This window comes from Agrobacterium sp. 20P9.1.2, assembly GCF_057799395.1.
On sequence record NZ_JBYOKI010000002.1, the window covers coordinates 525,190 to 550,595 of the forward strand.

The following is a 25,406-nucleotide window of genomic DNA, read 5'->3' on the forward strand; positions in this document are numbered from 1 at the left end:
ACGCCTATTTAGCTTACTGCCCCAACTGTTTGATCACGTCCCGTGCAGCGGTGACGACAGCCTCGGTTGTGATGTCGAACTTCTTGTAGACATCCTCGATCTTTCCGGACGCGCCGAAGCGGTGCATGCCAACAAACTTGCCATCGAGCCCGATATAGCGATCCCAGGAATCCTGAACTGCGGCTTCAATCGCGACACGGGCTCTGGTTTCACCAACCACGAACCGCTGATAGGCCGCGTCCTGCTTTTCGAACAACAGCCTGCAAGGCATGGAAACGACAGCCGTCGGCACCCCTTCGCTCTGGAGAACATCGCGTGCCTCGACCGCAAGCTGCAACTCGGAACCCGAGGCAAAGATCGTCAGCTTCCGCTCGCCGCCTTCCGCATCCAGCAGCACATATCCACCTTTTGCGGACAGATTAGCATTGCCCGGCTCGCGCCTCAGCAATGGCATGGGCTGGCGAGAAAGAGCGATGAGGGCTGCCTGCCGCGGTTCGTCCAGAATGGATTCCCAGCACTCCGCAGTTTCGATGGCGTCGCCGGGACGATAGACTGCCAGTTGAGGAATAGCCCGCAGCGCGCTGAGATGCTCTATCGGCTGGTGTGTCGGCCCATCTTCGCCAAGACCGATGGAATCATGGGTCATCACGAAAATCGATCGAATTTCCATCATGGCCGCAAGGCGAATGGACGGGCGGCAATAATCCGAGAAGGTCAGAAACGTACCGCCATAAGGGATGAGACCGCCATGAAGAGCGATGCCATTCATGATCGCCGCCATGCCGTGTTCGCGCACGCCGTAATGGATATAGGACCCAGAAAACGCACCGGGCTCGATATCGGTCTGGTTCTTAGCTTTGGTATTGTTGGACGGCGTCAAATCGGCAGAGCCGCCCAGCATTTCAGGGATAGCATCAAACAAATGATTGAGGACGATGCCGCTGGATTGACGCGTCGCCAAATCCTTCTCGCTTTTCAGCAATTCCGTCTTCGCACCCGAGATCGCTTCGCGCCATCCATCGGGTAGCTCGCCGTCCATCCGGCGTTTGAAATCCGCTCCCAGTTCTCCCTTGGCTTGCTGTACCCGGTCCAGCCACTCCTGTCGCTTCGCACGGCCTTTGGCACCGATCTTGCGCCAGTCATCCAGCAAATTCTGCGGAATTTCAAAAGGCGGTGACGACCAGTCGAGTAGTTTGCGGGCTCCAGCGATTTCTTCTTCTCCGGGTGCATCACTATGCGCTTTCTGGGTGCCCGCCTTGGTTGGAAAACCAAAGCCGATGATCGTGCGGCAGGAGATGAGCGTTGGTTTATCGGTCACATTCCTGGCTTCGATAATGGCGTTACGAATGGCATCCGTGTCGTGGCCATCGATTTCCACCACATGCCAATTGGACGCACGGAAACGCGCAACCTGATCGTCGGACTCAGCGAGCCTGGTCGCTCCATCGATGGAAATCGAATTATTGTCGAAGAACGCGATCAAACGCCCCAGCTTCCTATGGCCGGCAAAGGATATCGCTTCCTGGCTTATACCTTCCATCAGGCATCCATCGCCCAGAAAGACGTAGGTGAAATGGTCGACCAGATCATCGCCAAAGGAGGCGTTCATGATTCTCTCAGCGAATGAGAAACCAACGGAATTCGCCAGCCCCTGACCAAGCGGGCCGGTCGTGGTCTCGATACCTGTTGCGTGGTGATATTCGGGGTGGCCTACCGTGCGACTGTCGATCTGGCGGAAACGTTTGATCTCCTCCAGCGTCATGTCTTCATAACCGGTGAGATACAGCAAGCTGTAGAGCAGCATGGAACCGTGACCGTTGGAAATGATGAACCGATCACGGTCAAACCAATGTGGGTCTTTCGGATCGAAGGTCATGAACTCGGAAAACAAGACGGTTGCGATATCCGCCATGCCCATCGGCATTCCGGGGTGACCGCTCTTGGCCTGCTGAACGGCGTCCATGGACAAAAACCGGATACAATTGGCAAGCTCCCGCAAATGCGGGTCGCGTGGCGGCGGCACAGATTTCTGTGGTGAAATGGTGGATTGGTCCTGCATGGGGGAACTCCTCGACATGTTCGCGGTTGCGACGTCATTGTGGAAAAGCCCGCTCCACCGTCAAATGTTCCAATGACCAAATGTTTTCACCCCTTTTTGAGGGCGGAAAAATTCGTCAACTCTCTCCGTTGTCACCTCTGTCAATCACAACATCGATATGTCGTAATCACTGGTGAAGTTTGGTGATACTGTTGCCCAGAAACCGGGAGAGCGGGATGGCAGATGACAGCCTGAGCATACAGTTCCAGCGACTGCGCTTCGAACATTCCAATCCGCCGGAACCTCCCTGAGCCATATGGTGTTTATCCTCACCCACGGTGTGCTCACGACATTCTCACCTCCCCACTGATCCGCACGCCGCGAAACACATCCGGAATTTCACAAGGAAAATCACATGCAGATCGGAATGATGGGACTGGGCAGAATGGGCGCAAACATGGTCCGGCGCCTGCTGAAAGGCGGCCACGAGTGCGTCGTCTACGATATCAACCCGGCAAGCGTTGCTGCTCTTGTTTCCGAGGGCGCGGTCGGCGCGACCTCCATGGAAGACTTCGTTTCCAAACTTCAGAAACCCGCATGCGCATGGCTGATGCTCCCCGCAGCCATCACCGGCGCGAATGTCGATAAGGTTGCGGCTTTGATGTCCGCTGGTGACATCATCATCGACGGTGGAAACTCCTATTACCATGACGATGTGGACAAGGCGGAGCAACTGCACGCCAAGGGCATCGACTATATCGATGTCGGCACCAGTGGTGGCGTTTGGGGCGTGGAGCGTGGGTATTGCCTGATGATCGGCGGACCGGACGAGGCTGTGCGTCACCTCGACCCCATCTTCGCAACACTGGCTCCCGGTGACACGCCAGACACAAAGGCGGCGAGTGAGGGCTTGCGCACCGCCCATCTGGGCTATCTGCATTGCGGCCCAACGGGTGCCGGCCATTTCGTGAAAATGGTGCATAATGGCATCGAATACGGCATGATGGCCGCTTATGCCGAGGGGATGAACATTCTAAAGGCCGCCAATGCCGGAAAAAAGACCCGAGATGTCGACGCGGAAACAAGCCCGCTGCCAACGCCGCAATATTATCAGTTCGATATCGATATGGCTGCGGTCTCGGAAGTGTGGCGGCACGGCAGTGTCATCAGCTCTTGGCTTCTCGATCTCACAGCGGACGCTTTGAAGCAGGATCCCGAGTTGGCGGCCTATGGCGGTCGGGTCTCGGATTCCGGTGAAGGTCGCTGGACGCTCAAGGCCGCCATCGATACCGGCGTCCCCGCTCCGGTCCTCTCCTCCGCTCTGTTCCAGCGGTTCAACTCGCAAGGCGAGTCGCTTTACGCTGACAAGCTTCTTTCGGCCATGCGGTTTGCCTTTGGCGGCCACCATGAAAAGCCGAAATCTGGCGCCTGAGCACAATCGAGGACATGACCATGACCGAGACACGATCCGACACGCTGGTGCTGTTCGGAGCAACCGGCGACCTTGCCTACAAGAAGATATTTCCAGCGCTTTACGCCCTTGTGGCGCGGGGCATGCTGAACGAGCCGATCATCGGTATCGCTTTTGAAGATTGGGATGTCGGGCAACTTCAGGCCCGCGCCCGCGAGGGCATAACCAAAGCCGTCGGCACCATCGATGAAGGTGTCTTCACGAAATTTGCCTCCTTGCTGCGCTATGTCAGCGGCGATTACCGCAATCAATCGACATTCGACAAGCTGAAGGACGCAATCGGCCCCGGCCGGCATCCGCTCTATTACCTGGCCGTACCACCCAGCATGTTCGAACCCGTTGTGCAGGGGCTGGAACAATCCGGCGGAGCCACGGGCGCGCGGCTGATGGTGGAGAAACCCTTCGGGCGCGACCTGCAATCGGCGCGATGGCTCAACCGTGTTCTGCATATCGTTTTCGAAGAAAAATCGATTTATCGGATCGATCATTATCTCGGCAAGGAAGCGATCCAGAACCTGCTCTATTTCCGTTTTGCCAACTCATTTCTTGAGCCAATATGGAACCGCGACCATATCGAAAGCATCCAGATCACCATGGCGGAAGACTTTGGGGTGCAGGGGCGCGGGCGGTTCTATGATGAAGTCGGCTGCATCCGGGATGTCATCCAGAATCACCTTCTTAACATTCTGCTGCTGCTTGCGATGGAGCCGCCATCCGGACGCTCGGCTGACGACCTAATCGATGAAAAAGTACAGGTTCTGAAGGCAATCCGCACATTGACGAAGGATGATGTCGTGCGCGGCCAGTTCGAAGGCTATCTCTCCGAGCCCGGCGTTCAGCCCGCCTCAAGCGTGGAAACCTTCGCCGCGGTACGTTTCTTCGTCGACACCTGGCGCTGGAAGGATGTGCCCTTCTTCATCCGCGCTGGCAAAAACCTGCCTGTCCACGCAACGGAAGTCGTTGTCCGCTTGAAGCCACCACCGCTCAATGTCTTCGATGACATCAAGCCTGCGGACGCCAACTACATCCGCTTTCGAATTGCCCCGGAAGTCTCCGTCGCCATCGGAGCTCGGCGCAAGGCGGCAGGCGATGCCATGCAGGGGGAGAAGATCGAGCTCTATGCCGTTGATGACGATCAGGGCGACATGGAGCCCTATGAGCGCCTCATCAGTGACGCGATGAACGGCAACGGCCAGCTTTTCACACGGCAGGATGCCAGTGAAATCGCCTGGCGCATCGTTGAGCCCGTGCTGGATGATAAGTCCACCCCGGAAACCTATGAGCCAGGAACCTGGGGGCCAAAAGACGCCATGGCCAGCTTCGGCCCTTCGAACGGCTGGAGCGACCCAGCTTAGAATGCCGCTATATGGACAAGATCACCAAGGCCCGGCAGCGTGCCTTGGTGATCCCCTGTCGGATAACGCAGCCTCATATTTCAAGCATAAAATATTTTCGCCCCAGCCGTTCGCTTTTGATTGACAAGCGCAAAATCCAAATTTACTTTAACCTTCAAATAAATTGCTTCCTCGACATTCAAAGTCGAAAACCGCGGAGGGTTACATGCGTATCGTCTGTATCGGCGGAGGTCCTGCGGGGCTGTATTTTGCACTGTTGATGAAGAAGCTGCACCCCGAACATCAGGTGACTGTTGTCGAGCGCAACCGTCCCTATGACACCTTCGGCTGGGGCGTCGTGTTTTCCGACCAGACGATGGCCTCCATGCAGGTGTGGGACAAGGACAGTGCCGACGAAATCCAGCAGGCCTTCAATCACTGGGACGATATTGAAGTTTTGTTCAAGGGCACGCGCCAGCGGACCACCGGCCATGGCTTTGTCGGGATTGGGCGCAAGAAGCTGCTCAATATCCTGCAGGCGCGCTGCGAAGCGCTGGGTGTGGAGCTGGTGTTCGAGACAGAGGTCGAGAGCGATTTGCAATATCCGGACGCCGATCTTCTGATCATTTCGGATGGTCTGAACTCCAAAATCCGCAACAAATATCAGGAGATTTTCGAGCCTGATCTGGTGGTGCGGCCCAACCGCTATATCTGGCTTGGCACAAACAAGCTGTTCGATGCCTTCACCTTCGACTTCCGCAAGACCGACCACGGCTGGTTCCAGGCGCATATCTACAAGTTCGACGAGAACACCTCGACCTTCATCATCGAGACGACGGAAGAGGCCTATCAGGCGCATGGGCTGGGACAGATGGACCAGCAGCAATCGATCGACTTCTGCCAGGACCTGTTTGCCGAGACGCTCGAGGGTTCAGAGTTGATGACCAATGCGCGCCACATGCGGGGCAGCGCCTGGCTCAACTTCACCCGGCTGATCTGCGGCAAGTGGAGCCATTTTAACGGCAATTCGCATGTCGTGCTGATGGGCGATGCCGCCCATACTGCGCACTTCGCTATTGGCTCCGGCACCAAGCTTGCGATTGACGACGCCATTGAACTGGCCAATCAGTTCAACAAGGCAGGGCACGGCAAGGACAGCATTCCAGACGTTCTCAAAACCTATGAGGATATCCGCCGCGTCGATGTCGCCCGCATCCAGAATGCGGCGCGCAATGCCATGGAGTGGTTCGAAGTGGTAGGGCAGCGCTATGCCGATACGCTGCCGCCCGAACAGTTCATGTATTCGATGCTGACCCGCTCGCAGCGCATCAGCCACGAAAACCTGCGCTTGCGCGACAAGGACTGGCTGGAGGGCTACGAGCACTGGTTTGCGCAGCAATCCGGCCTGCAGGTCAAGGACAATGAGCGTTGCCTGCCGCCGATGTTTACGCCCTACACGCTGCGCGGCACGACGCTTGCCAATCGCATCGTCGTGTCGCCGATGGCGATGTATTCGGCGACCGATGGTTTGCTTGATGATTTCCACATGGTGCATCTGGGCGCGCGCGCCATGGGTGGCGCAGGTCTGGTCTTTGCCGAGATGACCTGCGTATCGCCGGATGCCCGCATCACCCCCGGCTGCCTTGGTCTGTGGAATGACGAGCAGATTGCCGGCTGGAAACGGTTCGTGGACTTTGCCCATGCCAACAGTGCCGCCAAGGTCGGCATTCAGCTGGGCCATGCCGGGCGCAAGGGCGCGACGAAACTGGCCTGGGAGGGCATCGATCAGCCCTTGGAGACCGGCGCGTGGCCGCTATTCTCGGCCTCAGCGCTCCCTTACCTGAAGCACAGCGTCGTGCCCAAAGCGATGGACCGGGCCGATATGGACCGCGTCAAAGCCGACTTCGTTGCAGCCACCAAGCGTGCCGCCGAAACCGGGGCCGACTGGCTGGAACTGCACTGCGCTCATGGCTATCTGCTGTCGAGCTTCCTGTCGCCACTGACCAATCGTCGTGACGACGAATATGGTGGCAGCCATGAGAACATGGCGCGCTATCCGCTGGAGGTCTTTGCCTCGGTGCGTGCCGCATGGCCGCAAGATAAGCCGATCTCGGTTCGCCTGTCCTGCCATGACTGGGCAGAGGGCGGCAACACGCCGGAGGATGCAGCGATCTATGCGCAGATGTTCAAGGATGCGGGCGCCGATCTGATCGACTGCTCCTCGGGTCAGGTATTGAAGGAAGAAAAGCCTGTTTATGGCCGCCTGTTCCAGACGCCATTCTCTGACAAGATCCGCAACGAAATCGGCATTCCGACCATAGCCGTCGGCGCGATCTCGGAGGCCGATCATGCCAATTCGATCATCTCGGCCGGTCGTGCGGATCTGTGCGCAGTTGCCCGTCCGCATCTGGCCGATCCGTCCTGGGCTCTGCATGAAGCCGCCAAGATCGGCCTGAAATCCGTGGCATGGCCCAAGCAATATATGTCGGCGAAAGGCCAGTACGAAGCCAATCTCGACCGCGCCGCGGCGGCAAAGTGAGGCTGGTATGGAAACCCTAGAAGGCCACCATGCGCTGGTGACCGGAGCCGGAAGCGGTATCGGTGCGGCCATCGCCATGACGCTGGCGAAAGCCGGGGCGAAGGTGACGCTCGCCGGGCGCCGCCGCCAGCCGCTGGAGGATGTGGCCGCTGCCATCGGCAGCAACTGCCTCGTGCTCGAAGGTTTCGATGTCACCCAACCCGACGCCATTGCGAGTGGTCTGGAGCGCGCGCGAAAAACGTTCGGGGCCATCTCCATTCTGGTCAACAATGCCGGGGAGGCACCGAGTGCCTCCTTCGAGAAGACCACGCTCGATATGTGGAGCCATGTGCTGTCGGTCGATCTGACCGGTGTCTTCAACGTGACGCAGGCAGCACTTCCCGACCTCAAAGCTCATGGCGCCGGTGCGCGCATCATCAACATAGCGTCTACTGCGGGTTTGACGGGCTACGCCTATGTCTCCGCCTATTGCGCCGCCAAGCATGGCGTCATCGGCATGACGCGGGCCTTGGCGCTGGAGCTGGCCAAGAAGGGTGTCACGGTCAATGCCGTTTGCCCGGGCTTTACCGATACGCCGATTATCCAGCGTGCGCTGGAGACAATCATCGAAAAGACAGGGCGCAGCCGCGAGGAAGCCTTGGCCGAGTTCACGAAATCCAACCCTCAAAGCCGCCTGATCCAGCCGCAGGAGGTGGCCGATACCGTGTTGTGGCTAGCATCACCGGGCGCAGGCTCGATTACGGGCCAAGCCATTGCCATTGCCGGTGGCGAAATCATGGTTGGTTGAGCGAGTTAAAAAGCGAGAAGACACATGCCCTATACCCATTCCAAGCCGATGCGTTTTGGCGATTGCGACCTGACCGGGATCGCCTACCATCCGGCCTATCTGTCGATGCTGGTCGACGTGAACGAGGCGATGTTTGCCTCCTTTGGCGTCACCTGGAAAGAGATCATGTTCGAGCGCAAGCTGGGCTTGCCGACCGTGACCATGAACCTTGAGTTCAAGAAGCCAGCCGTCTACGGCGATGTTCTAGATTTTGCCGTGCATGTGCGCGCCATCGGTCGCGCCTCTCTCGATCTGGAAACCATCGTGACCGTCAACGGCGACATCATCTGGACGGTGCGCCAGCGCATCGTGATGACGTCGCTGACCGACCATAAATCCCATCCCTGGCCCGACGATATCCGCGCAGGCCTGACACGTTATCTGGAGCCAAGACATGATGCATGAAATCATCCAGCCGGACGGATGGGCAAAGCCCATCGGCTATTCCAACGGTATCAGCGCCCGCGGGCGCATCGTTCAGGTCGGCGGCCAGATCGGCTGGGATGAACATTGCCAGTTCCATTCCGACGATTTTGTCGATCAGGTGCGCCAGACGCTTCTGAACATCGTCAGCGTGCTGGAAGCCGCCAATGCCAAACCGGAACATCTCGTCCAGATGACATGGTATTTTACCGACCGCGAGGCCTACAAATCGCGCATGCGGGAAATCGGGGCTATCTACCGCGAGATCATCGGTCGCCACTTCCCGCCCATGGCCGCCGTGCAGGTCGTGGCGCTGATGGAAGACCGCGCCAAGATCGAGATCCAGTCGCTGGCCGTCGTACCAGACTGATCACCATTCAAAGAGGAGGAGAATTCGATGACCAGCAACGTCAGGCCCGTGATTACCCGCAAGGGCGAGGAAGATACCGGAACCGGCCAGTCCGGCGGCTGCGTGCGCATCTCCGGCGTCAGCCCGCAGCACACGCCCGCCACCAAGATCTGGTTCGGCAAGGTCTCCAACGACCCCGGCTACCGCTCCTATCCGCACCACCATGGTGAGGCGGAGACCGGCGGTTATGTGCTGAAGGGCAAGGCGCGCATCTATTTTGGCGAGAACTGGCAGGAGTTCCTCGACATGGAAGAGGGCGACTTCATCTTCGTGCCACCGAACTGGCCGCATATCGAAGTAAACATGTCCACGACGGAAGAACTGGTCTGGCTAACGACCCGCACGCCGGACAATATCGTCGTCAATCTGCCTGACGTTGACGACAGCGTTCTCACCGGCTTCAGGAGAGCAGAATGAAACTGTTGAGACTTGGAGCGCTTGGCGCTGAAAAGCCCGCACTTCTGGCAGACGATGGCACATTGCGCGATCTCTCCGGCATTGTGCCGGATATTGCAGGCGAAACGCTGGGTGATGAGGCTCTCTCCCGCATCCGCGCCATCGATCCGGCAAGCCTGCCGGTTGTTTCCGATGACCGCGTCGGGGCCTGCGTCGGCCATGTCGGCAAGTTCATATGCGTTGGCCTGAACTATGCCGACCATGCCAAGGAGACCGGCAAGGAACCGCCGCCCGAGCCGATCCTGTTCATGAAGGCGACGACCGCCGTCGTCGGCCCCAAAGACGATGTCGAGATACCCCGCCTGTCTGCCAAGACCGACTGGGAGGTCGAGCTTGGCGTGGTCATCGGCAAGCGCGCCAAATATGTCAGCGAAGCCGATGCGTTGTCACATGTCGCGGGTTATTGCGTCGTCAATGACGTGTCCGAACGTGCCTTCCAGTCGGAACGCGGCGGGCAATGGACCAAGGGCAAGAGTCACGACACCTTCGGCCCCATCGGCCCATGGCTGGTGACGCGTGACGAGGTGGCCGATCCGCAGAACCTGGCGCTGTGGCTCGATGTCGACGGCCAGCGCCGCCAGACCGGCAACACCGCCACCATGATCTTCGGCGTCGCCCATCTCGTCCACTATATCAGCCAGTTCATGACGCTGATGCCGGGTGATGTGATCGCCACCGGCACACCGCCGGGCGTGGGCATGGGCATAAAGCCAACACCGGTCTTCCTTCAGCCGGGTCAGGTCATGACGCTCGGCATCGAAGGTCTTGGCGAACAGCGCCAGACCACCATCGCAGCGAGGGCATGATCATGAGCGATCTCAAGGGCCGTCTGGCCATCGTTACCGGCGGCGCACGTGGACAGGGCGAAGCCGAGGCGCGGCTGTTCGCTTCAAAGGGTGCCGCCGTCCTCATTGCGGATGTTCTGGCCGACGAGGGCCGCGCCTTGGCGCAGGCCTTGCAAGATGACGGGTTCGAAGCCCGCTTCGTCCATCTCGACGTAACCGACCCAGCCAGCTGGGAAGGCGTCGTCACCCTTGCGACCGAGTGGAAGGGCCGCATCGACATTCTCGTCAACAATGCCGGCATCATCAACCGCTCGACGGTTGCCTCGACAGGTCTGGAAGCCTGGGAACGTGTCCTCAAGGTCAATTTGACCGGCGCCTTCCTCGGCATTCAGGCGGTCACCGAGCGCATGGCGCAAAGCGGCGGTGGCTCCATCATCAACATCTCCTCCAATAGCGGCTTTTCCGGCCACTATGACCCGGCCTATACCGCCAGCAAATGGGGACTGCGCGGCCTCACCCGCAGTGCGGCCATGGAGCTTGTTGCCAAAAACATCCGAGTCAACGCCGTCTGCCCCGGCCTGGTCGTCACCGGCCTCAATGCCAGCAGCCCGCATTTGAAGCCGATGATCGAGATGACGCCGATGAAGCGCAGCGGAAAACCGGAGGAAATCGCCGAACTCGTGTTGTTTCTTGCGTCTGACGCATCCAGCTTCATCACAGGCGAAGACTTTGTCATTGATGGCGGGTTTACCGCAGGCGCCGCCTATCGCCGCGTAGCAACGCAGACGAATATTTTCCCCGATAGTTGAGGGCCGATGCCTCTTCAATTATTCGGACGCAGGAATCGCTCTGCGTCCGAATAAAAATATAAATTCTGCAGGGAATGAAGTTTGCTTCACCCGCTGTTCTGGCTAGCAAAGATTGCGATGCGCTGATATGCCAGATGTTCCTTGAATGTTCAAGCATGTTGACGTAAGTCGGTATTTGCCATTCAACGGCGTGCAAGGGGCGGGACTATGTCGGCGGTCGATCTCGAAATCATTATCAGCGATACGCAAGAGGGCAAGAAGCAGGAGCTTCGTCTCTGGCTGCGCCTGCTGTCCACCACCAAGCTGATCTCGCAAGAAATACGCCGCCGCCTGCGCCGCGAATTCGGAGCCACGCTGCCGCAATTCGATCTGCTCTCCCAACTGTACCGGGAGCCGGAAGGCCTGCGTCTTGGCGAATTGTCGAAACGCACCATGGTCACCAATGGCAACATCACCGGCCTCGTGGAACGGCTGGAATTGGACGGGCTTGTGCTGCGCGAACGGCCAGCCGATGACCGCCGCGTCATCGTCGCATGTCTGACAGACAAGGGCCGGACGATATTCGAGGCCATGGCCGAAGCGCATGGCGGTTGGCTGGAAGACATGATGGCGGATGTGGACCCGATCGTGGTCTCGGGCCTTCTGACCCATGTTGGACAGGTCAAACGCTCGGCGCACAACCATCTTTCTGCCGATGAAGGCGATGACCTTTGAAGGCAGTATCCCCGGCTTGATTGCCTGACATGCGTCAATCCTTAGCGCAGTTATGGCCCGCCTCCACGATCGTGTAGAAAACACAGAGCCTTGGTCAAATCTCGATATTCTTATCTGACGCTCTGCCACCACCATTAAAATCAAAAGAACGTGCTCTTCAGCGCCGACGCATGTTTGCCTCGGTGGGATGCAGAATGCCTGACTAGCCTTTGGCAACAAAGCACGCAAGGCCAACTCGCCCCAAAATATCCTTTAAAAACAACGCAGTTCCGGCGCATATCAAAATTCTCATTGCTCAGTAAAACGGCGTATAGGCAATCAAATTTGCATATATTTTAAACGCCAAAATCCCAATTTAAGACTTCAGAAAAAAATATTACAAACTTAAACTTTCTCTCTTGCCAGAGCTAAGTTCCGGTGCAATTCTGGACAAAAGGCAAAAAGCCACATCGATAAGAATAACTGGGAACATAATTATGCTGGGACCGTCAGGCCATCAGGATACCTTTGCCCGCGACAATCTTCCGCCCTTCGAAGAATGGCCGGAAATCAAGCTCGATGGGTTCGATTACCCCGAATGGATGAATACCGGCGTCGAGCTGACCGACCGAATGGTCGAGCGCGGTTTCGGCGATCACACCGCCCTCATCGGCAATGGCCGCCGTCGGACCTACAAAGAGCTTGCCGACTGGACGAACCGCATCGCCCGGGCGCTGACAGAGGATTATGGCGTCAAGCCGGGCAACCGCATTCTGATCCGCTCCGCCAATAACCCCGCCATGGTCGCCTGTTGGCTGGCCGCAATGAAGGCAGGTGCTGTGGTCGTCAACACCATGCCCATGCTGCGCGCTGGTGAGATGACGAAAATCATCGACAAGGCCGAGATCACCATCGCGCTCTGCGACACCCGCCTAATGGATGAGCTGGTGATGGCGGCAAAGGAAAGCGACTACCTCACCCAGGTCATCGGTTTCGATGGCACCGCCAATCATGATGCCGAACTGGACCGGGCAGCGCTCAACAAACCGGTTCGGTTCGAAGCGGTCAAAACCGGTCGCGACGACGTCGCTTTGCTCGGCTTCACGTCGGGTTCGACCGGCGTCCCCAAAGCGACGATGCACTTCCATCGCGACATTCTCATTATTGCCGATGCCTACGCAAAGGAAGTGCTGAATGTTCAGCCGGAGGATATCTTCGTCGGCTCGCCGCCCCTAGCATTTACCTTCGGCCTCGGCGGTCTCGCGGTTTTCCCTCTGCGTTTTGGCGCAAGTGCGGCCCTTCTGGAAACGGCCACGCCGCCCAAGATGATCGAGATCATCGAAACCTATAAAGCAACCATCTGCTTTACCGCCCCCACCGCATATCGCGCAATGATGGCCGCGATGGATGCAGGCGCCGATCTCTCCTCGCTCAGAATCGCGGTTTCCGCCGGAGAAACGCTGCCCGCACCTGTCTTCGACGAATGGGTGAAAAAGACCGGCAAGCCGATCCTTGATGGCATCGGCGGCACGGAGATGCTGCATATCTTCATTTCCAACCGTCAGGACGATTTCAAACCGGGATGCACCGGCAAGCCGCTGACCGGCTATGAAGCGATGGTGGTGGATGCCGACATGAACGAGGTGCCGCGCGGTACGCCCGGGCATCTGGCGGTCAAAGGCCCCATCGGTTGCCGTTACCTTGCCGACGACCGTCAGCGGAAGTTCGTTCGCAACGGATGGAACCTGCCGGGCGATACGTTCGTGCAGGATGAGGACGGCTATTTCCATTTCGCCGCCCGCTCCGACGACATGATCGTTTCCGCCGGTTACAATATTGCCGGTCCGGAAGTGGAGGCGGCGCTTCTCAAACATGCCGCCGTTTCGGAATGTGCGGTTATCGGCGCTGCCGACGACGCACGCGGCATGATTGTTGAGGCCCATATCGTGCTTGGGCCGGGCTATGAGGCCAGCGATGCGATGGCGAAAGAACTGCAGGAGCATGTGAAGGCCGTCATCGCGCCATATAAATATCCGCGCTCGGTCGCCTTTACAGATGCCTTGCCAAAAACCGAATCCGGCAAAATTCAGCGCTTCAGACTAAAGCCAGCTCAGACGATGTAATCGGCTTATATCCAACTTTCGTCATGTTGTGACATTGCAAGTCTTTCCGTGTTTGTGGAAGGTAACGGTTCCACCCGGCAGAGAGCCGGGCAGAGCACAAAAACCAAAAAGGGGAATATCTCAATGAGGAAAATGCTTGTCACCGCCACGATGGCGCTCAGCCTTGGTGTATCCAGCCTCGCCGTGGCCGAACCGCTGAAAATCGGCATGATTACAACGCTTTCGGGCGGCGGTGCGGGCCTTGGCGTCGATACACGTGACGGCTTCATGCTGGCCATCAAGCAGTCTGGCAACAAGGACGTCACCGTTGTGACGGAAGACGACGCGCAGAAGCCGGAACTCGCGGTTCAGATTGCCGACAAGATGATCCAGAGCGACAATGTCGACGTACTGACCGGTATCGTCTGGTCGAACCTGTTGATGGCTGTCGTGCCGGGCGCGGTCGCCCAGGGCAAGTTCTATGTCTCGACCAATGCCGCACCGGCAGCACTAGCCGGCAAGGGCTGCAACAAGCTTTACTTCAACGCCGCATATCAGAACGACAATCTTCACGAAGCCATGGGCCAATATGCCAATAAGGACTTCAAGAAGATGTTCATCCTCGCGCCGAACTACCCGGCTGGCAAGGATTCGCTGGCTGGCTTCAAGCGCTATTACAAGGGTGAGGTCGTCTCCGAAGTCTATACCAAGGTTGGCCAGACGGATTATGCAGCTGAAATTGCACAGATGCGCGCATCCGGTGCCGATGGCATCTTCACATTCCTCCCCGGCGGCATGGGCATTGCCTTCATGAAGCAGTTTGCACAGTCGGGCGTCAAAATCCCCGTCATGGGTCCCGGCTTCTCCTTCAGCCAGGATGTTCTGCCTGCTATCGGTGATGCGGCCATTGGCGCCAAGGCTTCCGGTCAGTGGGTGCCGGATTTCGATACCGAGGTCAGCAAGAAATTCGTTGCCGATTTCCAGAAGGAATATAACCGCCTGCCGTCCATCTATGCCCTTCAGGCTTACGATGCGGCACAGTTGATCCTGTCCGCTGCTGCCAAGGCCAGCGTCAAGGATACAGACGCTTTCCGCGCCGAACTTTTGAAGGCCGATATCAAGTCTCCGCGCGGCAGCTTCAAGTTCAACACCAACCAGCATCCGATCCAGGATCTCTACATCACAGAAGTGGTGAAGAAGGATGGCGTACTGACCAACAAGACGGTCGAGAAAATCTTCTCCGACCACGGTGACGCCTACGCCCAAGATTGCAAGATCTAAGGCCATAGCGTGACCATTGCACTTGCTATCGAACAGTTGCTGAACGGCATCCAGCTCGGCGTCATGTTGTTTCTCATGGCTGCCGGGTTGACGCTGATCTTCGGCGTCATGGGGCTGATCAACCTCGCTCATGGCTCACTTTACATGGTTGGCGCATTTGCTTGCGCCACCGTCGCCGCCTGGACCGGCTCATTCTGGCTTGGCCTCGTCGCAAGCCTCATCTGTGCGGCAGCGGCTGGCGCGATTGTCGAACTCGCCGTCATCCGGCGGCTCTACGACCGGGACCATCTGGATCAGGTTCTGGCCACCTTTGCACTCATCCTGATCTTTTCGGAAGGCACCCGTTGGATGTTCGGATCCTTCCCGCTCTACCTCGATATCCCGCCGCTTCTGCAAGGCGCGGTGACGCTGCCGGGCGATGCGAGCTATCCGGTCTATCGTCTGGCTATCGTTGCCGTCGGCGCACTCGTCGCGCTCGGTCTTTACCTCCTCATCGGCAAGACGCGACTCGGCATGCGCATTCGCGCCGGCGAAAGCGACCGCGAGATGATCGGGGCACTCGGCGTCGATATCCGCACGCTCTATACACTGGTCTTTGCGCTCGGCTCAGCCCTTGCAGGGCTTGCGGGTGCGCTTGTCGGTGCGCTGCAATCGGTGCAGGTCGGTATGGGCGAACCGGTACTGATCCTCGCCTTCGTCGTGATCGTTATCGGCGGCATCGGCTCTATCAAGGGCGCGCTCTACGGCGCGCTTCTGGTCGGCATCACCGATACGCTCGGACGCCTTCTGCTGCCGCAACTGCTGAGCCTCCTTGTCGATCCGTCTCAAGCAGGTATGATCGGCGGCGCTGCGGCATCCATGCTGATCTATGTCGTCATGGCCATCATTCTGGCTGTCAAACCGCGCGGGCTCTTTCCGCCAGCCCATGCGTGAGGCCCCATGCTGACCCGTGAAAATACCGTCAATCTGCTGCTTGCTGCCCTGCTGCTGGCCGCTCCGCTGGCCGCAAACGCTCTCGGCCAACCCTTTTACGTCACACTTGCCACGCGCATCGCCATCCTTGCGCTGGCAGCGCTGGGCCTCAACCTGGCGCTGGGCCTTGGAGGCCTCGTGTCCTTCGGCCATGCCGCCTTTTTCGGCATCGGTGGATATGCCGCTGGCATTCTCGCAAGCCACGGCTTTTCCGGCGAACCGATGATCTTCGGCCTGCCCGGCACGGTGCAGATGCCGGTGATCTGGATCGTTGCGGCATGCGCATCCGGTCTGGTTGCATTTTTGATCGGTCTCATCAGCCTTCGCACGACCGGTGTCTACTTCATCATGATCACCCTCGCCTTTGCGCAGATGGTCTATTATTTCGCGATTTCCTGGCCTGCCTATGGCGGTGAGGATGGCCTGTCTATTCTGGTGCGCAACCAGTTTCCGGGCATCAACACCATGAAGCCGCTCAGCTTCTTCCTCGTCAGTTACGTGGTGCTAATCGCGGCCATAGGCCTCTTCGCGCTGATCCGCGCGTCCCGCTTCGGGGCAGCCTTGCAGGCGGCGCGACAGAATGAAACCCGCGTTGCGACGGTCGGCATTCATCCCTACCGCATCCGCCTCGTCGGCTTCGTCATCTCGGCGATGATCGCCGCTTTGGCCGGCGCGCTTTATGCCGACCTCAACCGCTTCGTCAGCCCATCCATGCTGTCATGGCATATGTCGGGCGAACTGATCGTCCTCATCATTCTCGGCGGAACGGGAAGGTTGTTTGGCCCGCTTGCCGGGGCCGCCCTCTTCGTCGCCTTCGAATTCGCCTTGGGCGGGCTGACAGAACGCTGGCAGTTCTTCCTTGGGCTCATTCTTCTCGGTGTCGTGCTGTTTGCCCGGGGTGGCTTGCTCGGCCTTTTGGCTGGAAAGGCAAAACATGGCTGACGCTGTTCTTCAAATAGACAATCTCGTCAAGAATTTCGGAGCCCTGCGCGCAACGGATGGCGTGACGCTTGATCTTCGTCCCGGCGAAATTCACGCGCTGATCGGCCCCAATGGTGCTGGAAAATCCACGCTCATTCACCAGATTTGCGGCACGCTGAGACAGGATTCCGGCACGATCCGTTTTGCTGGTGAAGATATCGGTACGCTCAACACTGCCGAGCGCGCACAACGCGGTCTGGGGCGAACGTTTCAGGTCTCGTCGCTCGCACCGGAATTTTCTGCACTGCGCAATGTCATGTTGGCGGTGCAGGCCAAGCAGGGAACGAGCTTTCGTTTCTTCAAACCGGTCATGCAGGACAAATCTCTGGTCGATCCATCTATGGCTATCCTTGAAAGGGTTGGACTGGCGGACCGCGCTCGCCTTCCGACCGCCGAACTCTCCCACGGCGAACGGCGACAGCTGGAAATCGCCATGGCGCTGGCGCTTCAGTCGAAGGCCTTCCTGCTCGATGAGCCGATGGCAGGCATGGGCCCGGAGGGGTCGAGAAAACTGACTGCCTTCCTGGATACGCTGCGTCACGAGGCCCCGATCCTGCTGGTGGAACACGACATGGACGCGGTCTTTGCGCTTGCGGACAGGATTTCCGTTCTCGTTTACGGCAAGGTCATCGCAACCGGTACGGTGGATGAAGTCCGCAACAACCCGACCGTCCGCACCGCCTATCTTGGAGATCACGCCTGATGCTGTTAAATGTTCAGGACATCACCACCTATTACGGTGCCAGCCAGGCGCTTTTCGGTGTCGATTTCAGCGTGGCCGAAGGCGAAGTCGTGGCGCTGATGGGCCGCAACGGCATGGGCAAATCCACGACGATCAAATCGATCTGCAACCTCATGCCGCCCAAGACCGGTCGCATCTCCTTCAGCGGCAAAGGAACAGACCGCCTCGCACCCTACAAGGTCGCGCGTCTGGGCGTTGGCCTTGTGCCGGAAGGACGGCGTTGCTTCCCCAACCTGTCCGTCCATGAAAATCTGGTCGCGGCAGCCAGAGCCGGCCCTTGGACATTGGAAAAGGTCAACGCGCTTTTCCCACGCCTACAGGAACGCCATGCCCAGATGGCCAAATCGCTCTCCGGCGGCGAACAGCAGATGCTGGCCATCGGTCGCGCCTTGATGACCAATCCACTGCTTCTCATCTTGGATGAAGCAACGGAGGGGCTGGCACCCGTCATCCGACAGGATATCTGGCGGGCGATACGCCAGCTCAAAGCTGAGGGCCTGTCCATTCTGGTGGTGGACAAAACGCTGACCGAACTTCTCCCCGTCGCCGACCGCTGCGTCATTCTTGAAAACGGACGAAGCGTCTGGCAGGGAACGAGCGGCGATCTGGCCGCCGATGTTCAGGATCGCTATCTGGGCGTCTGACGACGAGCCTTTGTTTTGTTGAACCGACAAAGCTATTCGTGCCCCCACTCTTGAATGAGGCCCTCCCCCACCCCATTCATCTATAGCGGACATGGATTTCTGTTTTCCGTGTAGGAGTGTCAAATGGCAACGAGAACATGGAATGCGAGCCGGGCAGCTGAGGGTGCCTCCGACGAATTCATCGATAGCGCACAGCGACTTCGCCGCTTGAAGCGCCTATCCGGTATTGCCCGTCTTATGGATACGGCAATCGGCATCCCCGGCACCCGCATCCGCTTCGGTGCAGATTCCATCATGGGTCTGGTGCCTCTCATCGGAGATGGCGCCGGTGCGCTGGTCGGCCTCTACATCGTCAATGAAGCCCGTCGGCTTGGCGTGCCGCGCGAAAAACTCATCCGGATGGTCGGCAATGTCGCTGTGGATTCCGTGATCGGCAGTTTCCCGCTCGTCGGCGACGTGTTCGATGTCTATTTCAAGTCGCACCGCCGAAACGTCCACATGATCCTGGATCATTTCGGCATCGACCGTGATGAGTTGAAAAGAAAGCGATAGCCGCCTTTTCATCGGAAATGGGCTCACACGGACGCTCGTAAAAACCAGTGTGAGGAGCGTAGACGCCGTGATATGGGTTGGCGTTCACCGAAAGCATTTCCTTATGAATGAAACAGACAACCTGCCGCCGACACCCGCCAACATCGCCGATTTACCGCATCTTGCCGAAGCGCTGGATGATGATCGGTTCCGGCAGTTTCTCGACCACGTTCCATTCGCAGTGGCGGTTGCGGAGTTTGGCAAGGAAGAGCTTATCGTTTACGGCAACATCGAATTCGAGCGCCTGACGGATTTGACCGCCGAAACCATTCAAGGCAAACCTTGGTCGATCCTTCCTTCAAGCGCACCACTGGTTGACGGGCCTGAGCTTTCCGATGCCCTGCTGGAAAACGAAGAATATCTGGGGGCCTTCACCATAAAGACGGAAGAGACGACTCGTGTCGTCGATGTCTGGTCGAACACGATTGTCGATGACTCCGAAAAGCCGCTGTTCCGGTTGCTGGCCATGTCGGCACGCGACAGGGCCGACGTCACCGCTGTCTTAAGCGAGACAGTCGCCGAAAAGGACGTGTTGCTGAAGGAACTGCAACACCGCGTAAAGAACAATCTCCAGATGATCACCGCGCTGATCCGTATGGAAGCCCGCAATGTTCAAAGCGAGGAAGAAAGCGCACAGTTTGGCAGATTGGCAGGCCGCATCGACGCACTTTCGATCCTGTATAAATCCCTATATGGCGGCAAAGAAACCGAGACCGTCGATCTGGGCATCTATGTCAGCCAGATCGCGTCTTCGGTCATGGCCGCTCACGCCGTCGAGGGAATTCGGCTGGAACTGAAGATCGATACATGGCCGGTGTCGGTTAACGTGGCCATGCCAGTCGGCCTCGTCATCAACGAGCTTATGACCAATGCGCTGAAACACGCATTCGTTGGTCGCGATGGCGGCCTGATCGGCGTCCGTTGTACTGTGGATGACGAGGGCTGCAAGATCATCGTCACGGATGACGGTGTAGGACTTTCTGACGCAGCGGACTGGCCTAAGCGCGGTAAACTCAGCGCCATGATTGTTGAATCCGTGCGGCGCAACGCCAAAGCAGAAATTGATGTGGAATCCGAGCTCGGTCACGGCATGAAGGTGACGATTGCGTTCAAGCGCATTAATGCAGTAGAAGCTTGAATTGCAGTGAAACTAGCCTTTAAATTTTGCCTTATGAGGCGCAATTCGGGAAAACCAGAGCATTGTTGAAATATCCACCATATGCACTTTGCGGACGATACTTTGATTTTTCCTATGCCTTTCGATGCAAACACTTAAAATCTTAGTAAATCCGTCAATAAAAATAAAATAATTTATCGGATGCAAAATAATTTTCTGAGTTCAGTCGATTTCATGCGTTATTCCTGATAAGCTCATCACAATCAGCATGTGGCGAGTTCCATTGTTTAAATCACCCAGCACCAACCATTACCTGACGCAAAAACAGCATTTTCAGCACCTTCAATTTGTCTGTCGTATAGCTCTTCCCGTTGGCGTCGCGGTGAGTGGAGCGTGGTTGGTGGTTTTTGTGCTGATGCAGCACTGGGCACTGGTAATGATCGAAGGATTGTTGTGTGCCATCATATTCGCGGGATGGGTCGCAGCAAAGCGGGGACACATATCCTCCGGCATGCTGGTCTCTCAAGTCGCATGCGTTTTATTCATCGTCTGCTTTTCATTGCTCTTTGATGTGCCTGATGATTCCGTCCCTAGAGTTTCGCATATTTACCTTTTGATCATCGCCTTGGCGGGCTTCGCGAATCTTCAACTGGACCCAACGCGCCTTCAGCTTGGAATAATCATTACATCCATTCTGGGCTTCATTTTATTTTCAGCAAGCCCGATGCGATTTAGCTTCGCAACACCATTGCCGGATGAAATTCGAACGATAACGGCCTGGGCCCACGCGGCGATTGCGAGTGCCGTGTTGTGTGGCGGCATCCTGCTTCTGCAGCGAAAGCTCGGTCCCGATAGCAGGCTTGTCCGCGAGTTGCGCACAGCAGTCGCCAAGGAGCAGCTCGAACTGTTCTTTCAGCCACAAGTCGATCGTTCCGGTCGTCTGATTGGCGCGGAAGCGCTGCTGAGATGGAAGCATCCGCGCCTTGGCTATGTCGCGCCGGATAATTTTATTCCATTGGCGGAACGCGCCGGTCTCATGCCCGAGGTGGGTGGCTGGGTTCTGAGCAAGGGGATCGAAACCCTGTCCAAGTGGGGCACGAAGGATGAGACAAAAGACATTGTTCTGGCGATCAATGTCAGCCCGGATCAGTTCTTCCAGGAAAATTTTGTAGCGAATGTCATGTCGGCGCTCGAAGCATCCGCGGTTGCACCAAGGTCGCTGAAACTGGAACTGACCGAGACGATGTTCGTGTCCGAGGTCAACGAACTCATAGACAAGATCAAGGCTCTGAAAGACAATGGCATCTGCATTGCACTCGATGATTTCGGTACGGGTTACTCGTCCTTGAGCTATTTGCGCCAGCTTCCCCTTCAGCAGTTGAAAATCGATCGCAGCTTCGTGCGTGCGACAACGACCGAACGGGGGGCATTGATGGCGCGGAACATATGCCAGATGGGTCACGATCTGGGCCTGGAAATCCTCGCCGAAGGCATCGAAACCGAAGAGCAATTGCGCTTCATGACCGAATGCGGCTGCAGCGCTTTTCAAGGCTACTATTTCGGGCGACCAATTGCTTTGGAAGCGTTTGAAACTCGTTTCCTCGCTTGAGCGAAAAACGTGCCGCGCCAGCAGCAATCATCTGCTGGCGCAGCGATATTGATTAGGCACCTGGGATACGTGCGATCACCTTGATCTCGAAATCGAAACCGGCGAGCCATGTTACTCCGACAGCGGTCCAGTTCGGATAAGGCGGCTCCCCGATGAAGGTTTTGCGCACGTCCATTACCGTTTCGAGCTGCGCCTCGGGATCGGTGTGGAACGTCGTAACATCCACGATATCATCAAGCGTGCAGCCGGCAGCGGCCAGAACGGCCTTCAAATTGGTGAAGGCCTGCTCCACCTGCTTGCGGAAGTCTTTTTCCGCAGAACCATCGTCAAGACTTCCGACCTGACCGGATACGAAGAGCAGATCGCCGGAGCGGATGGCGGCGGAATATCCATGCTTTTCATAAAGTGCGTGGCGGTTCTCGGGAAAAATAGCCTGTTTATCTGTCATCATTTTCTCCTTGATATCGGTTTCGCTTTCAGGCGAGGTCGAGCTTTGATATACGTCACGTATGTCAAATAATAACATACGCTGCGTATGTCAACTTACATACGCCATGTATGCCTTTTATTGGAATTGAGAATGGCCGGAAAAACGCGTTCAGAAATGATAATGGAAACGAGGCGCAAGCTCATTTCAGCAGCGCGTAAGACCTTTGCGGAAAAAGGATTTGCAGGCGCCTCCATGGACGATCTGACGGCATCCGTCGGCCTGACACGCGGAGCGCTCTATCATCACTTCGGAGACAAGACCGGATTGCTCCAGGCTGTTGTCGATGAAATTGACGGAGAATTGGCAGCGAGGGCGCAGGCCCAAGGAATGCGTGAGAAAAATGACTGGGACGCTCTAATCGCGGAAGGCATCGCCTATATCGAGATGGCGCTTGAAGACGAGGTCCAGCGCATTGTGCTTCTGGATGGACCAGCGGTTCTCGGTGACCCCTCCAAATGGCCAAGCCAGAATAGCTGTCTGAAAGCGACGATGGAGAAGGTCGAGACCTTGATTGCCGATGGAACCGTGAAGTCGGTGGACCCGGAAGCTGCCTCGCGCTTGCTGAATGGTGCCGCCCTTAACGCGGCCCTGTGGGTTGCCGCCAGCGACGAGCCGCAGACCGTGCTGCCCAAAGCGCTCGATGCATTCCGAGCCTTGGCAAGCGGAATGCTTACGCAGCCTTAAGCCGCGCTCGGCGCACTCTTTTTCAAGGCGAGATACTCCCAGACTGCGACCAGCAGCAGCACGCTTACGGCGGAGATTTGCAGAGCGTAAAGTGGCATGCCTTGCAAAAGCAGCAACACGGCAAGCACAGCGATACCGACGAAATGCGATACCGGGCGAATGTGGGAAGACGCGATCTTCACCCCGATATTTCCTGCCAGAAAAAGGATCGGCCCTCCAACAATGGCCAGTGCTTCACGCAGTGTGGAATGTTCATGGCTATGCGACAGGCTGAAATCTTCACCCACAGCTGTGAGAATGATGCCGGCAACGATTGGCAAGTGACCGTAGTTGAAGAGGTTTTGGGCGATCTTTTCCGGCTCTGCGGTTTCCTCAGCCTTTTCAGACACCTTTTCCTGCCCGTGATGGAAATAAATCCACCACATCAAAACCGTGCTGGCAAAGGCCGAGCAAAACACGACAAAGGTCAGACTGGAATTCATATAATCTGTTGCGGTGCGACCGGTGGTGAGGATCGTTTCGCCCAGGCAGATGATGACGAACAGTGCGCAACGTTCCGCCAGATGCTCTCCCGAAAGATGCAGCCTTTCATCCTTGCCGGTCTTCAGACCCGGGAAATAATACTTCGTCACTGGCCCTAGATACTCGATGCCGATGGCGACGGCCCAAAATCCGATTTGCCAGATAAGAGTGCCCGACAGACCGCCTGCGATCCAGAAGATGCTGGAGATACCAAGCCACAAGGCCATTCGCGCAAAGGTCAGCGAGTTTTCGTGATCCACGCCTTTGAAAACATAAAGCGCGAAGAGCGAACGCATGATCTGCATGCCGCTATAAATCACCGCAAAGATAAGGCTCTGTTCCTGAAACGCTTTCGGCAAGGCTATGGCAAGCAGAACCCCTGCAAACATCATTGAAAACAGGAAAAGCCGGACAAGCCCGGCCTCGGTATTCAGGAGGTTTGTGAGCCAGGTGATTTGAATCCAGAGCCACCAGAGCGCGAGAATAAGAAGGGCGGCTTCCAGAAGGGCCGTCGAACCGAAATCCTTGGCCAAGGTGTGGGACAACTGAATGAGCGCAAATACAAAAACGAGATCAAAAAACAATTCAGGAAATGTCGGCTTTCCCGCTTCGGCATCGTCCTGCCGGATGAGGCGCCATTTCGGATCGGTTTTCGTGCCCTGATCCGCAGGAGAATTCTTCATACTGGCATTGCCCTCAGCACTGGACGCTAAATATTTCGGGTAAGTTTTTTATCGAGCCGCGATTTCAGACCTAGCTTCTTCCCGCAGGAGAGCTTGCGCACGACCGAGGAGTTCAACTTCATTGGAATTATCAGCAAAGAACCGAGGTCCCACAAGGCGAACCTGTTTTCCGATGACATCAACGATGTAGCGAGGATCCTTGGCAACGGGCTGCGTGTTCTCGTGCTTCATGCTTGTCTGCTTGAGATCAAGGCTGCTGACTTCAATATCATGAGCAACAGCGGCGGTAACAAAACACAGAGCAACGCCCACGGCGGCACCAACGGCAACCCGTCTCATCAATAATCTCCTGAATGTATTGAGCTTTGTGCCTCAACAACATCGAAGATCGCCTTTTGGTTCCATGTGGATTTATGGGACGACAAACCACGCGAAAAATCGTGTGGTTGTCGGCTATCCACTTGATTCAACGACCCTTGGCTTTACGCCATTCCGCAAACTCCTGACGCGGCGCGTCGCTGGTGGCGGGATAGAGGCCAATGATGGTGGCTCCACCCAAAACCTTTTCGGTGACGAAGTCTTCATAGGCCGTCATTTCAACGGTTTCATCGGCAATTTCATCGGCAATTGCAGCTGGAATAACAATGACGCCCTCGTCATCACCAACAATGACATCACCCGGCCACACGGCGACATCGCCGCAGCCAATCGGCACGTTGATGTCGATGGCCTGATTGAGCGTCAGATTAGTGGGGGCAGACGGCCTGTTGTGATAGGCGCGGATGTCGAGATCGGCAATTTCGGGGCTATCCCGGAAGCCGCCATCCGTCACAACGCCCACAGCGCCGCGAACCATCAGACGCGAAACCAGAATGGACCCGGCGGATGCCGCCCGCGCGTCCTTGCGGCTATCCATGACCAGCACCTGTCCAGCCGGGCAGGCTTCGACAGCTGCGCGCTGCGGGTGTTCCGGGTTTTGAAAGACGCTCAGCGGGTTCAAATCTTCCCGGGCCGGAATATAGCGCAGCGTAAACGCCTGTCCGACCATGTTTCTCTTTTTCGCCGAAAGCGGTCGCACATCCTGAATGAACTGGTTGCGCAGTCCACGCTTGAAAAGCGCCGTGGCAATGGTCGGTGTCGCCACGCCCATCAGCTTCTGGCGGGTGGCATCGCTCAAAACGTAATCTGTCATCGATCTATCCCTA

The 25,406-nt window shown here is 57.1% G+C and carries 25 protein-coding genes; 20 read left to right on the plus strand and 5 right to left on the minus strand.

Annotated features, from left to right (window positions below):
• Window positions 1–13: 13 nt before the first annotated feature.
• A complete protein-coding gene (gene tkt / locus AC27VJ_RS08260) occupies window positions 14–2,059 on the minus strand; it encodes a transketolase (RefSeq protein ID WP_488683601.1) in 2,046 nt (681 codons plus the stop codon).
• A gap of 394 nt (window positions 2,060–2,453) precedes the next feature.
• On the opposite strand from tkt, the gene gnd reads away from it, so the two are divergent.
• From gnd to AC27VJ_RS08355, 19 genes are all read left to right on the plus strand, one after another.
• Window positions 2,454–3,470, plus strand: a complete 1,017-nt coding sequence (gnd, locus tag AC27VJ_RS08265) for a phosphogluconate dehydrogenase (NAD(+)-dependent, decarboxylating) (protein WP_488683603.1) — start codon at window positions 2,454–2,456, stop codon at window positions 3,468–3,470.
• A 20-nt stretch (window positions 3,471–3,490) separates the two neighbouring features.
• A complete protein-coding gene (zwf, locus tag AC27VJ_RS08270) occupies window positions 3,491–4,864 on the plus strand; it encodes a glucose-6-phosphate dehydrogenase (RefSeq protein ID WP_488683604.1) in 1,374 nt (457 codons plus the stop codon).
• Window positions 4,865–5,069: 205 nt separating this feature from the next.
• Complete coding sequence (locus AC27VJ_RS08275; protein ID WP_488683605.1) at window positions 5,070–7,382, plus strand: bifunctional salicylyl-CoA 5-hydroxylase/oxidoreductase; 2,313 nt, start codon at window positions 5,070–5,072, stop codon at window positions 7,380–7,382.
• Window positions 7,383–7,389: 7 nt separating this feature from the next.
• Window positions 7,390–8,169: an SDR family NAD(P)-dependent oxidoreductase gene (locus AC27VJ_RS08280; RefSeq protein WP_488683606.1), complete on the plus strand. Its 780-nt coding sequence runs from the start codon at window positions 7,390–7,392 to the stop codon at window positions 8,167–8,169.
• A gap of 24 nt (window positions 8,170–8,193) precedes the next feature.
• Window positions 8,194–8,613, plus strand: coding sequence for an acyl-CoA thioesterase (locus AC27VJ_RS08285; protein WP_488683607.1), 420 nt, complete (start codon window positions 8,194–8,196; stop codon window positions 8,611–8,613).
• On the plus strand, window positions 8,606–9,001 hold the full coding sequence (locus AC27VJ_RS08290) for a RidA family protein (protein WP_488683804.1): 396 nt from the start codon (window positions 8,606–8,608) through the stop codon (window positions 8,999–9,001). Before AC27VJ_RS08285 ends, AC27VJ_RS08290 begins: the two co-directional genes overlap by 8 nt.
• Before the next feature lie 27 nt (window positions 9,002–9,028).
• Window positions 9,029–9,457, plus strand: a complete 429-nt coding sequence (locus AC27VJ_RS08295; RefSeq protein WP_353577106.1) for a cupin domain-containing protein — start codon at window positions 9,029–9,031, stop codon at window positions 9,455–9,457.
• The gene (locus AC27VJ_RS08300) at window positions 9,454–10,302 is read left to right on the plus strand and encodes a fumarylacetoacetate hydrolase family protein (RefSeq protein ID WP_488683608.1); all 849 of its coding nucleotides are present in this window, start codon (window positions 9,454–9,456) and stop codon (window positions 10,300–10,302) included. The genes AC27VJ_RS08295 and AC27VJ_RS08300 overlap by 4 nt, the downstream gene beginning before the upstream one ends.
• 2 nt (window positions 10,303–10,304) lie before the next feature.
• Window positions 10,305–11,090, plus strand: coding sequence for an SDR family NAD(P)-dependent oxidoreductase (locus tag AC27VJ_RS08305; protein WP_488683609.1), 786 nt, complete (start codon window positions 10,305–10,307; stop codon window positions 11,088–11,090).
• Between the two features lie 207 nt (window positions 11,091–11,297).
• Complete coding sequence (locus AC27VJ_RS08310) at window positions 11,298–11,804, plus strand: MarR family winged helix-turn-helix transcriptional regulator (protein WP_353577109.1); 507 nt, start codon at window positions 11,298–11,300, stop codon at window positions 11,802–11,804.
• Window positions 11,805–12,280: 476 nt separating this feature from the next.
• Window positions 12,281–13,906: an AMP-binding protein gene (locus tag AC27VJ_RS08315; protein ID WP_488683610.1), complete on the plus strand. Its 1,626-nt coding sequence runs from the start codon at window positions 12,281–12,283 to the stop codon at window positions 13,904–13,906.
• Window positions 13,907–14,029: 123 nt separating this feature from the next.
• Window positions 14,030–15,166, plus strand: coding sequence for an ABC transporter substrate-binding protein (locus AC27VJ_RS08320; RefSeq protein ID WP_488683611.1), 1,137 nt, complete (start codon window positions 14,030–14,032; stop codon window positions 15,164–15,166).
• 9 nt (window positions 15,167–15,175) lie between these two features.
• Window positions 15,176–16,099, plus strand: coding sequence for a branched-chain amino acid ABC transporter permease (locus AC27VJ_RS08325; protein WP_488683612.1), 924 nt, complete (start codon window positions 15,176–15,178; stop codon window positions 16,097–16,099).
• A 6-nt stretch (window positions 16,100–16,105) separates the two neighbouring features.
• On the plus strand, window positions 16,106–17,080 hold the full coding sequence (locus AC27VJ_RS08330; RefSeq protein WP_488683613.1) for a branched-chain amino acid ABC transporter permease: 975 nt from the start codon (window positions 16,106–16,108) through the stop codon (window positions 17,078–17,080).
• Window positions 17,073–17,822 (plus strand): ABC transporter ATP-binding protein, encoded by a 750-nt coding sequence (locus AC27VJ_RS08335; protein WP_488683614.1) that lies wholly within the window; start codon window positions 17,073–17,075, stop codon window positions 17,820–17,822. Before AC27VJ_RS08330 ends, AC27VJ_RS08335 begins: the two co-directional genes overlap by 8 nt.
• Entirely contained in the window at window positions 17,822–18,505 is a 684-nt protein-coding gene (locus tag AC27VJ_RS08340; protein ID WP_488683615.1) for an ABC transporter ATP-binding protein, read from the plus strand. Before AC27VJ_RS08335 ends, AC27VJ_RS08340 begins: the two co-directional genes overlap by 1 nt.
• Window positions 18,506–18,628: 123 nt before the next feature.
• Entirely contained in the window at window positions 18,629–19,057 is a 429-nt protein-coding gene (locus AC27VJ_RS08345) for a DUF4112 domain-containing protein (RefSeq protein WP_488683616.1), read from the plus strand.
• Window positions 19,058–19,160: 103 nt separating this feature from the next.
• Entirely contained in the window at window positions 19,161–20,234 is a 1,074-nt protein-coding gene (locus AC27VJ_RS08350; RefSeq protein WP_488683617.1) for a sensor histidine kinase, read from the plus strand.
• A 262-nt stretch (window positions 20,235–20,496) separates the two neighbouring features.
• Entirely contained in the window at window positions 20,497–21,822 is a 1,326-nt protein-coding gene (locus tag AC27VJ_RS08355; RefSeq protein ID WP_488683618.1) for a putative bifunctional diguanylate cyclase/phosphodiesterase, read from the plus strand.
• A gap of 52 nt (window positions 21,823–21,874) precedes the next feature.
• On the opposite strand, the gene AC27VJ_RS08360 is transcribed toward AC27VJ_RS08355, so the two are convergent.
• A complete protein-coding gene (locus AC27VJ_RS08360; protein ID WP_488683619.1) occupies window positions 21,875–22,270 on the minus strand; it encodes a RidA family protein in 396 nt (131 codons plus the stop codon).
• Between the two features lie 162 nt (window positions 22,271–22,432).
• Between AC27VJ_RS08360 and AC27VJ_RS08365 the strand changes: the two genes are divergently transcribed.
• Entirely contained in the window at window positions 22,433–22,996 is a 564-nt protein-coding gene (locus AC27VJ_RS08365) for a TetR/AcrR family transcriptional regulator (RefSeq protein ID WP_488683620.1), read from the plus strand.
• On the opposite strand, the gene AC27VJ_RS08370 is transcribed toward AC27VJ_RS08365, so the two are convergent.
• The 3 genes from AC27VJ_RS08370 to AC27VJ_RS08380 form a co-directional block, all read right to left on the minus strand.
• Window positions 22,993–24,201, minus strand: coding sequence for a low temperature requirement protein A (locus tag AC27VJ_RS08370; RefSeq protein WP_488683621.1), 1,209 nt, complete (start codon window positions 24,199–24,201; stop codon window positions 22,993–22,995). The two genes, AC27VJ_RS08365 and AC27VJ_RS08370, sit on opposite strands and share 4 nt — an antisense overlap.
• A gap of 48 nt (window positions 24,202–24,249) precedes the next feature.
• Window positions 24,250–24,540, minus strand: a complete 291-nt coding sequence (locus AC27VJ_RS08375; protein ID WP_488683622.1) for a hypothetical protein — start codon at window positions 24,538–24,540, stop codon at window positions 24,250–24,252.
• 127 nt (window positions 24,541–24,667) lie between these two features.
• Window positions 24,668–25,393: a ribonuclease activity regulator RraA gene (locus AC27VJ_RS08380; protein WP_113086637.1), complete on the minus strand. Its 726-nt coding sequence runs from the start codon at window positions 25,391–25,393 to the stop codon at window positions 24,668–24,670.
• Window positions 25,394–25,406 lie beyond the last annotated feature (13 nt).